This window comes from Streptomyces sp. NPDC096132, from assembly GCF_044763345.1.
GTDB lineage: Bacteria > Actinomycetota > Actinomycetes > Streptomycetales > Streptomycetaceae > Streptomyces.
Genome location: NZ_JBIWGA010000002.1, coordinates 434,108 through 446,973, shown reverse-complemented (window position 1 = coordinate 446,973; position 12,866 = coordinate 434,108). Strand labels below are relative to the sequence as shown.

The following is a 12,866-nucleotide window of genomic DNA, read 5'->3' as shown; positions in this document are numbered from 1 at the left end:
CGCGAACCACGCCCCGAGGGACGGGGGCGCGCAGGCCCGGGGCGCGCCCCTCGGGGCGTGGTTCGCGGCGGGGCGGGAGTGGGCCGGCGGTCAGAAGGCGGGGCGCTCGGGGTCGAGTGCCGCCAGGCCCTCCGCGGGAGACGACGCCTCGGCGAAGTAGCGGCGGGGGATCCGGCCTGCCAGGCGGGCCAGCCGACCCGCCTCGACACCGGCCCGCATGGCCGACGCCATCCGCTCGGGATCCGCCGCCCGCGTCACCGCCGACGCCAGCATCACCCCCGCACACCCCAGCTCCATCGCCAACGCCACGTCCGACGCCGTACCGGCCCCCGCGTCCAGAATCACCGGCACCCGCGCGTGCTCCACGATCAGCTGGAAGTTGTGGGGGTTGCGGATCCCGAGGCCGGACCCGATCGGCGACCCCAGCGGCATCACCGCCGCGCACCCCACGTCCTCCAGCTTCCGCGCCAGCACGGGGTCGTCGTTCGTGTACGGCAACACCGTGAACCCGTCGTCCACCAGCGTCTCCGCCGCCTCCAGCAACTCCACCGGATCCGGCAGCAGCGTCCGCTCGTCGGCGATGACCTCCAGCTTGACCAGATCGGTCCCGAGCGCCTCCCGCGCCAGCCGGGCGGTCAGCACCGCCTCCCCGGCCGTGAAGCACCCCGCCGTGTTCGGCAGCACCCGGATGCCCAGCCGCTCGAGCACCGACAGCACCGAACCCCGGACAGTGGGGTTCACCCGCCGCATCGCGACCGTCGTCAGCTCGGTCCCGGACGCCACCAGCGCCCGCTCCAGCACCTCCAGGCTGGGCGCACCCCCCGTACCCATGATCAGACGGGACGAGAAGGACGTACCCCCGAGGACGAAGGGATCGTCGGCCACGGCGCTCAGCCTCCCTGCACGGCGGTGAGGACTTCCACGCGGTCACCCTCGGAGAGGGCCGTGGCGGACCACTCCGCGCGCGGGACGACCGTCTCGTTCAGCGCGGCGGCCACCCCGGTGGGCGCCGGCGTCAGGGAGCGTACGACGCTGTCGAGGGCCGTACCGGGAGCGACCGCCCGCCGCTCCCCGTTCACCGAGATGTTCATGCGGGCTGCTCCAGGAGGGACGCGGCACCGAAGCGCCGGGGCGTGAAGGGACGGGCCTCGTCGGGAAGTTCACCGGTGGCCAGGGCGTGCGCCAGCGCGTCGCCGGTCACCGGTGTCAGCAGCACCCCGTTGCGGTAGTGCCCGGTGGCCAGCAGCAGCCCGTCCAGCTCCGTCGGCCCGAGCAGCGGCGCGTTGTCGGGGGAGCCCGGCCGCAGTCCCGCGTGCGTCTCCGTCAACGGCAGTTCCGTGATCCCGGGCACCAGCTCGTGGGCGTCGCGCAGCAGCTCGTACACGCCCCCCGCCGTCACCGTCGTGTCCCAGCCCAGCTCCTCGCTCGTCGCGCCCACGACCAGCTCGCCGTTCTCCCGCGGCACCAGGTACACCTGGCTGCCGCGCACGACGGCCCGCACGGTACGGCTCAGGAACGGCCCGTACCCGGGCGGCACCGTCAGCCGCAGCACCTGCCCCTTCACCGGCCGCACCGGGGGCAGCACGTCCTCCGGGACGCCCGCCAGCCGCCCGCTGAGGCTCCCCGCCGCGAGCACCACCTGCCCCGCCCCCAGGGCCGTACCGTCACCCGTCACGACCCCCGCGGCCCGCCGGCCCACGACGGACAGCCGCTCGGCCCAGGCGCGGTGGAAGACCACACCCGCCCGCTCGCAGGCGGCGACGAGCGCGTCGGCCAGCCGCCGGGGGTCGACCTGGTGATCGCCGTCCACCCGCAGCCCGCCCCGTACGCCGGGCGCGAGCATCGGCTCCAGGCGCCGGCACTCCCGTCCGGTGAGCCACTCCGACTCCAGCCCCGACCGCGCCTGCAGCGCGTGCAGGTCCCGCAGATGGGCGCGGTCGTCGGCGTCCAGCGCGACCGCGAGCGTGCCGCACCGGCGATAGCCGAGGTCCAGCCCGGTGACCTCCGTCAGCTCGGCCGCGAAGTCCGGATAACGGCGGGCGGAGGCGAGGTTCAGGCCGAGCAGGGTCTGTTCGCCGTGGTGCAGTTCGGTGACGGCGGCCAGCATCCCGGCCGCCACGCGCGCGGCCCCGCCGCCCGGCTCGGGGTCCACCACCGCCGTGGCGAACCCGCGCTGTGCGGCCCGCCACGCCGTGACGAGCCCGATGATCCCGCCCCCCACGACCAGGACGTCGGATGTACGTGTACGCGACATGGGCGTCCAGCCCCTCCCTTCGCCGGCATGACCCGGATCAGGTTCGTACGGTCGGAGGCCGGCCAGCCTCCCTCTCAGCCCGGTGCGTCCGGGCTCCCGCGAGTGCTCTACGTTGGCCACACCCTAGCCCGTGGTTCCGCGCCTCTGTAAAGGGAGCCTTTCGTCATGCCGCGCTCGCTCGACGGTCTCGTCCTCGCCCCCGTCGCCGACCAGGCCCCGGGTCAGGTCGGCACCCGCACCCGCTTCACCTACCACGAGCGGGACGGCGTGATCTGGGCGGACTACGCGGGCGGCGACGTCGTACGAGGACATCTCGTGGGTACCCGGGAGGGGGACCGGCTCGACTTCCGGTACGTCCAGCTCAAGCACGACGGCACGACGTCCTCGGGGCACTGTGTCTCGACCGTCGTCGAACTGTCTGGGGGTACCTCCCAGGCTTTCGGCTCTGGGGGAGGGCGGGTGCGGCTGGAGGAGACCTGGGCCTGGGAGTCGCAGGAGGGCAGCGGTACGAGCGTTGTGGAGCAGGTCACGGCGCACGACGGCTGACTGACAAATCGTCAGTTGTCTATGGTGATCAGGTGAGTGAGCAGAGGCGGGAACCAGACGGTCGGGCGGGGCGGCGCGTGGTCGTCGTCGGTGCGGGCATGGCCGGGGTGCAGACCGCGGTCGCCCTGCGCGAACAGGGCTTCGACGGCACCGTGACGCTGATCGGCGCCGAGCCCCACCAGCCCTACGACCGGCCCCCGCTCTCCAAGGCCGTCCTGCTCGGCAAGGCCGAGGGCTCCGCCTTCGACGTCGACTTCGAGAGCCTCGGCATCGAACTGCTGCTCGGCCGCGAGGTGCTGGGCCTGCGCCCCGCCGTCCACGAGGTGGACACCGAGGCCGGGCCCGTCCCGTACGACGTCCTCGTCCTCGCCACCGGCGCCGAACCGATCCGGCTGCCGGGCGCCGAGGGCGTGCCCGGCGTCCATCTGCTGCGCACGCTGGACGACGCCGAACGGCTGCGGCCCGTGCTCGCCCGGCAGCACGACATCGTGGTCGTCGGGGCCGGCTGGATCGGCGCCGAGTTCGCCACCGCCGCGCGCGAGGCCGGCTGCGCGGTGACCGTCGTGGAGGCCGCCGACCGGCCCCTCGCCGGCGCCCTGCCGGCCGAGGTCGCCGCCCCGATGGCCTCCTGGTACGCCGACAGCGGCACCGCTTTGCGCACCCACGCGCGCGTGGAGCGTGTCGAGTCCGGCGCGGTCGTCCTCGACGACGGCTCCCGGCTGCCCGCCGGCGCCGTCGTGGTCGGCATCGGCGCCCGCCCCGCCACCGCCTGGCTGGCCGGCTCCGGCGTCGAGCTGGGCGCGCACCGCGAGGTCGTGGCCGACAACCGGCTGCGCACCTCGGTGCCGGACGTGTACGCGGTCGGCGACTGCGCCTCCTTCCCCTCGGGCCGCTACGGCGAACGGCTCCTCGTCCACCACTGGGACAACGCCCTCCAGGGCCCGCGCACGGTCGCCGCGAACATCCTCGGCGCGGCCACGGACGAGCCCCCGGTGGTCTACGACCCGGTGCCGTACTTCTGGTCCGAGCAGTTCGGCCGCTTCGTCCAGTACGCGGGCCACCACGCGGTGGCCGACCGCATGGTGTGGCGCGGCGACCCGACGGGCCCGGCGTGGAGCGTCTGCTGGCTGCGGGAGGACCGTCTGGTGGCTCTACTGGCGGTAGGGCGCCCACGCGATCTCGCCCAGGGCAGGAAGCTGATCGAGACAGCACGCCGCATGGACCCGGAGGCTCTGTCGGACCCGGCCCGCCCCATGAAGAACGCGACCGCGGTTCCCTAGGGGCGCGGGGCTGTGACATGAGCGGCTCCGCCGCGTGGGCGCGACCAGCCCCCACGGCGCCGCACCCGAAGAACGACCCATCGCGGCCCGCCCGGACATGCGCCTACCCTTGACCCCGTGACCGAGATTGACGCAAAGACCGATGCTCTCGTCCCCGCCTGGCTCACCGTGCCCGACATCGCGGAGATGCTCGATGTCGACGTGATCCGCGTCCGGCAGCTGATCAAGGAGGGTCAGCTCATCGCCGTACGCCGGGGTGAGAACCGCGCGCTGCACGTCCCCGCCGCCTTCATCGACGGGGACAAGGTCGTCAAGGGCCTCACCGGCACCCTGACGCTCCTGCGGGACGACGGCTTCACCGACGAAGAGATGCTGGAGTGGCTCTTCACGCCCGACGAGAGCCTGCCCGGCACCCCCGCACAGGCCCTCAGCGAGAATCGCGGTACGGAGGTGAAGCGCCGCGCCCAGGCGCTCGCCGTCTGAGGCAACCAGTACCGACACAACGGGGGACACCGATGACCGACACCGCCCGCGCCCGTCTCGCGGACGCCCGGCTCTACCTGTGCACGGACGCCCGCACCCGCGAGGGTGACCTCCCGGAGTTCCTGGACGCGGTCCTCGCGGGCGGCGTCGACATCGTGCAGCTGCGGGACAAGGGCATGGAGGCCGCCGAGGAACTGGAGCACCTGAAGGTGTTCGCCGAGGCCTGCGCCCGGCACGGCGGACTCCTCGCGGTCAACGACCGGGCGGACGTCGCCCACGCCGCCGGTGCCGGCGTCCTCCACCTCGGCCAGGGCGACCTGCCGGTCCCCGCGGCCCGCGCGATCCTCGGCGACGACGTCCTCATAGGCCGCTCCACGCACGCGGAGGCGGAGGCGGAGGCCGCCGCCGTCCAGGAGGGCGTGGACTACTTCTGCACCGGCCCCTGCTGGCCCACCCCCACCAAGCCCGGCCGGCACGCCCCCGGCCTCGGCCTGGTCCGGCACACGGCCGCCCTGGGCACCGACCGCCCCTGGTTCGCGATCGGCGGCATCGACCTCGGCAACCTCGACGAGGTGTTGGAGGCGGGCGCCCGCCGGGTCGTGGTCGTCCGGGCGATCACCCGGGCGGACGATCCGGGTGCCGCGGCGGCGGAGTTCGCGAAGCGACTGCGCAACCTCTGACGCCTCCGAGGCCCCAGGGGGTTTTCGGTCGGAACACCTGTCCGAAGGGTGGACAACAAGCCGACAATTCGGGCAAATATCCGGCATTCGGTTGGGTGACCGTCGGCCCCTGGTTAACCTGCGGGTATGGCCCTCGGAACCGCATCCACCAGGACGGACCGCGCACGCACCGTGCGCGACATCCTGGCGACCGGCAAGACGACCTATTCGTTCGAGTTCTACGCGCCGAAGACGCCCAAGGGCGAGCGGAGCCTGTGGGACGCGCTGCGCAGGGTCGAGGCGGTCGCCCCGGACTTCGTCTCGGTGACGTACGGCGCCGGCGGCTCCACCCGGGCGACCACGGTCAAGGAGACCCAGCAGATCGTCGTCGACACCACGCTCACCCCGGTGGCGCACCTCACCGCCGTGGACCACTCCGTGGCCGAGCTGCGCAACATCATCGGCCAGTACGCCGACGCCGGGATCCGCAACATGCTCGCCGTGCGCGGCGACCCGCCGGGCGACCCGATGGGCGACTGGGTCCCGCATCCGAGGGGTCTCACCTACGCGGCCGAGCTCGTCCGACTCATCAAGGAGTCGGGCGACTTCTGCGTGGGTGTCGCCGCGTTCCCCGAGATGCACCCGCGGTCCGGCGACTGGGACACGGACGTCGCGCACTTCGTCGACAAGTGCCGGGCGGGCGCCGACTACGCCATCACGCAGATGTTCTTCCAGCCCGAGTCGTATCTGCGCCTGCGCGACCGGGTGGCGGCGGCCGGCTGCGACACCCCCGTCATCCCGGAGATCCTGCCGGTGACCAGCGTGAAGATGCTGGAGAGGCTGCCCAAGCTCAGCAACGCCCACTTCCCGGCGGCCCTGAAAGAGCGGATCCTCACAGCCAAGGACGATCCGGCCGCTGTACGCTCCATTGGTATCGACTTCGCCACGGAGTTCTGCGCGCGGCTGCTGGCCGAGGGAGTGCCTGGACTGCACTTCATCACGCTCAACAACTCCACGGCGACGCTGGAAATCTACGAGAACCTGGGTCTGCACCACCCGCCGCAGGCCTAGACCGGTCGCACCCACATACGACACACTGCGTAGCGGCCACTGGGAGAGGGGCGTACATGGGCTGGACGGTCCTCTACATCGCGTTCGGCATCGTCGCGCTGTGGCTGCTCGGCGAGGTGCTGCTGCAGTACAAGGCACGCCTGCGCTGGCGGCTGCTGGCGTTCGTCGGCTTCCTCGGCGTCGTGCTCGGCGTCCTGATTCCCTCGGTGATCGTCATCGGACTGGGCGCGGCCGCGTTCGCGGTCGGCCAGACCTACGTCACCCTGTCGTTCCGCCGCGGCTTCGCCGAGGGCTGGGCCGTGCGGCGCGGCGACGGCGAGGGGCCGCTCCCCAAGGGCTTCAAGGGCCGCCGCAGCAAGGCCGAGCGCCAGGACCCGACCCTGGAGGTCACCGACCTGGAGCACGGTGCGGACGCCGGTTACGGTGCCGGCGCCGACGGCTCCTTCGCCGGCGACGGCGTGGCATACGGCCAGGACAAGGACGCGTTCGCGGACAAGGGCTCCTTCGGCGACGACGACTACGACCGCGACGACGTCTTCACCCCGGCCGCCCGCTCCGCGCAGGCCTCCGCCGCCGAGACCACCACCGTGTACTCGCCGCAGCCGATGCCCGACGACACCAACGCCTACGGCATATACAGCGACTCCGCGTACGCGGCCGCCACCGGCCAGCCCCAGGACCAGTACGCGACGGCCGCCCAGGGCACCGACCAGACCTACGGTTACGACGGCTACTCCGGGTACAACCAGCAGCAGTACGGCTACGACACCACCGGCCAGCAGCAGTACGCCGCCTACTCCGACCCGTACATCGGCACCCAGACCTACGGCGGCGGCTCCTACGACGCCGGCTACGGCCAGCAGCAGTACGGGCAGCAGGGCTACGGCCAGGACCAGTACGGCACCGGCGGCTACGGGGAGACCCCGGCCGGCGGCGTCTGGGTCCCGCAACAGCGCAGCACCGACGAGGCGTTCGGCGGCGACCTCCCGCCCGAGCAGCAGTACCCGTACCAGGGCGACGGTCAGCAGGGGCAGGGCAACGGCTACGACGACCAGTACCGGTACTGACGCGCAGTATCGGTTCCGTTCTCACCGGCGGTCTGCCGTCCCGCTCACTGCGAGCCCCGGAACTCCGGTCCCTCCACGATCAGTCCGGACACCAGCGCACCCGACATGCCCGCGTGGGGGAGCCCGCCGCCCGGATGCGACCAGCCTCCGGCGGTGAACAGCCCTTGCAGGCCGGTCGAGTTCGCCGGATGCAGCAACCGCCCCCCGGCCGCCGCCAGCGCCGGCGCCGGGACGGCACCGCCCGCGGCTCCGGTCTCCTCCGCGATGTCGGCGGGGGTGCGCACCTCACGCCACAGGACCCGCTCACGCAGACCCGGCACGGCCCGCTCGGCGGCCGCGACCAGCGCCTCCACGTGCTCCTCGCCCGCCTTTGACCCGGCAGGGACCACGGCATGGAGCGTGACCGCCTCGTGGCCGCCGTCCGGCACGAGCGCGGGGTCACCGGGCCGCAGCACCGTGACCGTCGGACGCGCGGGCACCCTCGGTGCCGTACCGAACAGGGTCTCCAACTCGCCCTCGCGGTCCTGTGTGTGCACGACCGTCCGGTGCGCGGTCCCCTCGGGCCGGCCGCCGCGCAGCGCGAGCAGCACGGTCAGCCGACTGGGCAGACCCTGCTGAGGGGCGACCTCGCCCTCGCCCCGGACGGGAAGCCAGGCGGTACTGCCGGGCGCGACCACGAAGTCGGCGTCCACCACCTCGCCCCCGGCCAGCTCCACGCCCGTCGCCCTGCCGTCCTTCTCCAGGACCCGGGTGACCTCGGCGCCGAAGACGAACTCGACCCGGCGGGCCAGACACCGCTCGTACACCGCGCGGGCCAGCTCCCGCAGCCCCCCGCGCACGTACCACATGCCGAAGGCGTGCTCCATGTACGGCAGCACGGCCGCGCTCGCCGGGGTGACGCGGGGATCCAGGCCGTACGCGAGCGCGTGGCCCTCCAGCAGGGCGGCCAGCCGGGGGTCGCGCAGTTCCCACCCGCCGACCTCGGCGAGGGTGCCGGCCCGGCGGGTGCGCAGCAGGCGCTTGTGCGGGACCGCGGGGTAGGGCTCGCGGTCGGCCAGCACCGACCAGTTCGGCCACAGGGGCTCCTCCAGGAGCGGGCGGCGGGTGCGGTCCCAGGCCTCGCGGGCCCGGACCAGGAAGTCGCCCCAGCGCTGCCCGGCGCCCGAGCCGAGCGCGCCGTCCAGGGCGGAGACGACGCCCGCGCGCGAGGCGTTCGGCAGGGACACGTCGGTGCCGTCCGCGAACACGTGCCGCGCCGACGGGTCGACCTGGACCAGCTCGACGCAGGCCTCCAGCGGCTCCTTGCCGGTCTTGACGAACAGGTCGCGGTAGACCGCGGGGAGGGGGAGCAGCCCCGGACCGGTGTCGAAGCCGAAGCCGTCCCGCTCGAGGCGGCGCACCGCTCCGCCGTACGTCTGCGTCCGCTCGTACACCGCCACCCGGTGGCCCGCGACGGCCAGCCGGGCGGCGCTCGCCAGCGCGCCCATCCCGGCGCCGATCACCGCAATCCGTGCCATGCCTGCGACTTTATCGGCCGCCACCGACAGTCACGCCGTCAGCCCGGCGGGCGCCGGACCGGCCCCGGGGGAGTACGGACGCGGACGCGATCGTGACCAGACGACCGCGGAGCGTTCTGAGGTTGAGCACGCAGCTCTGAGTACGCGTACCTAGAGGGTGAGTTGAGTACGCGCGCGGATGGGGGCCGGCCTGCGCGAACGGGACAGTAGAGGCACGGAGAAGGGGCGCGGCTCCGGCACCGGCGACACGGGGCGCCGGAACGGAGCGGCCCTCGATCCGCTCCTTCCGCCGACCGGTTCGGCGGGAGCGAGGCACGGGGGGAACCCCGGGGGAACGACCGCACGGGGGAACAACGGGGGAGGGAAACGGGGGGAACGGGGGAAACGGGGGAGCACAAGGAGGCGCCGGTTCATGGTGGCCCGCGGGGGACGCGGCCACGACGGACCGGCGCTTCTGTGTGCCCGGTGCTCAGCGGTGCCCGCTCACCCGCCCCTGCAGCAGCCGGGACAGCGCCGAGTGGACGTCGTCCAGGGACCGCTCCGGCTGGAAGGCCTGCCAGTCCAGGGCGGCCACCAGGACCATGCCGACCAGCGCGGACGCGGTCAGCTGGACATCGATCTCCTCGCTGAACTCGCCGTTCTCGACGCCCTCGCGCAGCACGCCCTCGACGACGGCCACCGCCTCCTGGCGCACCACCATCAGCGTGGACTGCCAGGTCCGGTTGGTGCGCCACAGCTCGGCCACGTACAGCTGGGTGAAGGACGGGTAGCGCTCGATGAAGACGAGGCCCGCGCGGACCATCGCGTCCAGGGCGTCGACCCTGCTGCCGCCCTCGCGCGCGGTGCGTTCGGCGGCCTCCCGCAGGGAGGCCGTGAGGAGGCCCACGCCGTGCCTCAGCAGCTCCTCGAAGAGGACCGACTTGCTCGCGAAGTTGTAGTAGACGGTGCCCTTCGCGACGCCGGCCCGCTCGGCGATCTCGTCCACCGTGGTGGCGGAGAAGCCCTGTTCGGCGATGAGCGTGACGGCCGCCTCGTAGAGCTTCTGCCGGGTGGCCTCGCGGCGGGTGCGGCCGCCCGAGGTGGTGCTGCTTTCCATGGTCCCGATTGTCACAGGAACCCGACCTCCCGTACGCCCGATCTTCACAGGCTCAGTTCCGGGTGCAGCCGGTCCAGGGTCCACACCTGGCGGCGGCGCGCCGACAGCGCGGTCAGCGCGAGGGCGCCCGCGGTGAAGGCGACGAGCACCACGCACGCGTGCCACACCGGTTCCGTCCCGCCGCCCGTGATGAGCCGGCGCAGCGCCTCGACGACGTAACTCATCGGCAGATAGGGGTGGATGGCGTTGAAGAAGCCGGGACTGGTCTGCACGGGGTAGGTGCCGCCCGCCGATGTCAGCTGGAGCATCAGCAGGGCCAGGACGAGGATCCGGCCCGCCGCGCCGAACCGTGCGTTGAGCCACTGCACGAGGGCCGCGAAGCACGCCGTCACCAGGAACAGGAAGCCCACCGTTCCGGCCGCGCGGGCCATCTCCAAGCCGATCGCCCAGTGCAGGACCGCCATCAGCGCCGTCGTCTGCAGCACCCCCACCGCGACCACCGGCAGCCAGCCGGCCAGCGCGATCCGCCAGGCCGAGGCGCCCGCGGCGAGCGCCCGCCGGTTCATCGGCGGGATCAGCATGTACGCCACCATGGCGCCCACCCAGAGCGACAGCGGGATGAAGTACGGGGCGAAACCGGTGCCGTAGTTCGCCGCCTCGTGCAGGTCCTTGGAGGCCAGTTGCACGGGGTCGGCCATGACGGCGGTGCGCGCGTCGCGCTCCCGTTCGTCGTAGTCGGGGATCTGCTCGGCGCCGTCGTGCAGTCCGTCGGCGAGCTTTCCGGAGCCGTCGGAGAGCTTGAACATGCCGCCGCTGAGGTCCTCGGCACCCGTCTTGAGCCTGCCGACGCCCTGGTTGAGGTCGCCGGCGCCGGTGTTGGCGGTGCCGAGGCCGGTGTGCAGCTCCTTGGCTCCCGCGGCGACCTTCCTGGCGCCCGTGTTCAGGGCGTTGATCCGGGTGACGGCGTCGTCGAGGTCCTCGGAGAGGTGCGGGGCGCGGTCGGCGAGGGCCTGAGCCTGCTGCTGGAGCGTGCCGAGGTGGGTGCGGATCGTCTTCAGGTTGCCGTCCTGGTCGGCGATCAGCGTGTTGAGGTCGTCCGCGATCGTGGCGACGTCGGCGGCCGAGTCCCTGGCCTTCTTCAGGTCCGCGCAGGCGGGGTCGGGCAGCACCGGGTTCTCGCAACGCGCCGTGTAGGCGGCGGCGAGGGCGTCCGAGGCCGCGTGCGCGCCCTTGGCGGCGGTCGGCGCGGCCCGTACCAGCGTGTCGAGGTGGGCGCGGACCACCTTCGCGGAGTCGGCGACCAGCTGCGCGGTGTCGCCGATGGCCTTCTCGTTGTCCTCCAGGAACGGCCCCACCTTGCCCGCGACGGCGTCGACCCGGTCGGCGAGCGCCTGCGTGCCGTCCGCGACCTGCTGCGAGCCGTCCTGGAGGTCGCCGGCGCCCGAGGTGAGCTTCTGCAGGCCCGTGGCGAGCGTGCCGCTGCCCTCCTTGGCCTGCGTGAGCCCGTCGGCGAGGTCCTGGGAGCCCTTCTCGGCCTTGCCGATCCCGCCCTTGAGGTCGTCGGCGCCGTCGGCGGCCTTCGCGGTCGCGCCGTGGATGTCGGAGAACGACACGAAGATCTTGTCCAGGAAGGACCGCGAGGCCTTCGTCGAAGCGGCCGTGCGCACCTCGCTGAACACCGTCCGCGAGATCTGCCCGACGATGTAGTTGTTCGCGTCGTTCGTGCGCACCTGGAGGGCGCCGGTCTCCGGCGAGTCGCCCGCGCTGGAGGCGATCCGCTCACTGAAGTCGGCCGGCATGGTCAGCGACAGGTAGTACGTGCCGTCCTCCACACCCGCGCGTGCCTGCTCGGCGCTCACCTCGTGCCAGTCGAAGACCTCGCTGTCCCGCAGCCCCTTCGTGATGTCGTCGCCGGCGGCGATCCGCTTCCCGTCGGCGGTCGCCCCCTTGTCGGCGTTCACCAGCGCCACGGGGATGCGGTCGAGCCGGCCGTACGGATCCCAGAACGACCACAGGTACAGCGCGCCGTACAGCAGGGGCAGCAGCAGAAGCGCGACGAGCGCGGCCCGCGGCAGCTTTCCCCTGCCGAAGCGGCGCAACTCAAGCGCGGCCAGTTTCGGCGAGCGCATCGGCCTCCTCCTCCGTTTCGTCCTGGGTGGGGGCGGACGCCGGAGCTTCCTCCTGCGCGCGCGTGGACACCGTGGCGGTGCCTTCGGGGGCCTGGGCGCACACCGCCAGGACGGTGGTCCCGGCCTCGGCGATCGACCTCAACAGGCCCCAGACCTCGGCGCGTTCGGCCGCGGACAGCTTCAAGTCGGTGTCGTCGACGCCGAGCAGCCGCGGCCGCCCGACGAGTGCGAGGGCCACGGACAGCCGCAGCGCCTCGATCCGCTCCAGATCGCGTACGGCGGTGCGCGCGCCCTTGGGCAGGACCTCGCGGTCGAGGCCGGCCGCGGTCAGCGCGGTGTCGATCCTGCGCTCCGCCTCCGTCGCCCGTTCCGCACGCGGGCGCAGCAGGTCCAGTACGGAGCCGCCGAACCGCCGTTGCAGCAGCGCGCGTTCGCGCAGGTGCTCGCCGACGGTCAGCGCCGGGTCGAGGTCGGTGACACCGGTGACGTGCGCGAGCGCGCTGATCCGGCGCACGGCCGCCATCTGCTTCGGCAGCCGGGCCGTGCCCACGGTCGCCGTCCCCTCGGTGGCCTTCATCCGCCCGGTGAGCGCGAGCAGCAGACTCGTCCGGCCGGAGCCGGACGGTCCCTCGATCGCGAGCAGCGAGCCGGGTTCCGCGTCGATGCCGACGCCCCGGAAGGCCGGGCCGCGGGGCCCCTTGAGGCCGAAGCCCTGGGCTGTGATGCGGACGCCGCTCACAGTCCCCCCTGTTTTCTCGGTTCTT

At 73.1% G+C, this 12,866-nt stretch carries 13 protein-coding genes and 1 riboswitch; of the genes, 6 read left to right on the top strand and 7 right to left on the bottom strand.

Annotation, left to right across the window (positions count from 1 at the left end):
- Positions 1 to 90: 90 nt before the first annotated feature.
- From ACIRF9_RS06395 to thiO, 3 genes are all read right to left on the bottom strand, one after another.
- Entirely contained in the window at positions 91 to 885 is a 795-nt protein-coding gene (locus ACIRF9_RS06395; RefSeq protein ID WP_403817199.1) for a thiazole synthase, read from the bottom strand.
- 5 nt (positions 886 to 890) lie between these two features.
- Positions 891 to 1,091, bottom strand: a complete 201-nt coding sequence (gene thiS, locus ACIRF9_RS06390) for a sulfur carrier protein ThiS (RefSeq protein WP_403817196.1) — start codon at positions 1,089 to 1,091, stop codon at positions 891 to 893.
- The gene (gene thiO, locus ACIRF9_RS06385) at positions 1,088 to 2,254 is read right to left on the bottom strand and encodes a glycine oxidase ThiO (protein WP_403817193.1); all 1,167 of its coding nucleotides are present in this window, start codon (positions 2,252 to 2,254) and stop codon (positions 1,088 to 1,090) included. Before thiO ends, thiS begins: the two co-directional genes overlap by 4 nt.
- Positions 2,252 to 2,364, bottom strand: a riboswitch (TPP riboswitch). It overlaps the preceding gene by 3 nt.
- Positions 2,365 to 2,419: 55 nt before the next feature.
- Between thiO and ACIRF9_RS06380 the strand changes: the two genes are divergently transcribed.
- The 6 genes from ACIRF9_RS06380 (at position 2,420) to ACIRF9_RS06355 (ending at position 7,360) form a co-directional block, all read left to right on the top strand.
- Positions 2,420 to 2,800, top strand: a complete 381-nt coding sequence (locus ACIRF9_RS06380) for a hypothetical protein (protein ID WP_403817191.1) — start codon at positions 2,420 to 2,422, stop codon at positions 2,798 to 2,800.
- Positions 2,801 to 2,832: 32 nt separating this feature from the next.
- Positions 2,833 to 4,080, top strand: a complete 1,248-nt coding sequence (locus tag ACIRF9_RS06375; protein WP_403817190.1) for an NAD(P)/FAD-dependent oxidoreductase — start codon at positions 2,833 to 2,835, stop codon at positions 4,078 to 4,080.
- Between the two features lie 117 nt (positions 4,081 to 4,197).
- Entirely contained in the window at positions 4,198 to 4,563 is a 366-nt protein-coding gene (locus ACIRF9_RS06370) for an Rv2175c family DNA-binding protein (protein ID WP_403817187.1), read from the top strand.
- Between the two features lie 32 nt (positions 4,564 to 4,595).
- Entirely contained in the window at positions 4,596 to 5,243 is a 648-nt protein-coding gene (gene thiE, locus ACIRF9_RS06365; protein ID WP_403817184.1) for a thiamine phosphate synthase, read from the top strand.
- Between the two features lie 126 nt (positions 5,244 to 5,369).
- Positions 5,370 to 6,293, top strand: a complete 924-nt coding sequence (metF, locus tag ACIRF9_RS06360; protein WP_403817181.1) for a methylenetetrahydrofolate reductase [NAD(P)H] — start codon at positions 5,370 to 5,372, stop codon at positions 6,291 to 6,293.
- A gap of 56 nt (positions 6,294 to 6,349) precedes the next feature.
- On the top strand, positions 6,350 to 7,360 hold the full coding sequence (locus ACIRF9_RS06355; protein WP_403817178.1) for a hypothetical protein: 1,011 nt from the start codon (positions 6,350 to 6,352) through the stop codon (positions 7,358 to 7,360).
- Positions 7,361 to 7,404: 44 nt separating this feature from the next.
- Here ACIRF9_RS06355 and ACIRF9_RS06350 read toward each other — a convergent pair whose 3' ends face one another.
- The 4 genes from ACIRF9_RS06350 to ACIRF9_RS06335 form a co-directional block, all read right to left on the bottom strand.
- Positions 7,405 to 8,877, bottom strand: a complete 1,473-nt coding sequence (locus tag ACIRF9_RS06350; RefSeq protein ID WP_403817176.1) for a phytoene desaturase family protein — start codon at positions 8,875 to 8,877, stop codon at positions 7,405 to 7,407.
- A gap of 469 nt (positions 8,878 to 9,346) precedes the next feature.
- A complete protein-coding gene (locus ACIRF9_RS06345) occupies positions 9,347 to 9,973 on the bottom strand; it encodes a TetR/AcrR family transcriptional regulator (RefSeq protein ID WP_403817173.1) in 627 nt (208 codons plus the stop codon).
- 44 nt (positions 9,974 to 10,017) lie between these two features.
- Entirely contained in the window at positions 10,018 to 12,102 is a 2,085-nt protein-coding gene (locus ACIRF9_RS06340) for a YhgE/Pip family protein (RefSeq protein ID WP_403817170.1), read from the bottom strand.
- A complete protein-coding gene (locus ACIRF9_RS06335; RefSeq protein WP_403817167.1) occupies positions 12,074 to 12,841 on the bottom strand; it encodes an ATP-binding cassette domain-containing protein in 768 nt (255 codons plus the stop codon). The genes ACIRF9_RS06340 and ACIRF9_RS06335 overlap by 29 nt, the downstream gene beginning before the upstream one ends.
- Between the last annotated feature and the right edge of the window lie 25 nt (positions 12,842 to 12,866).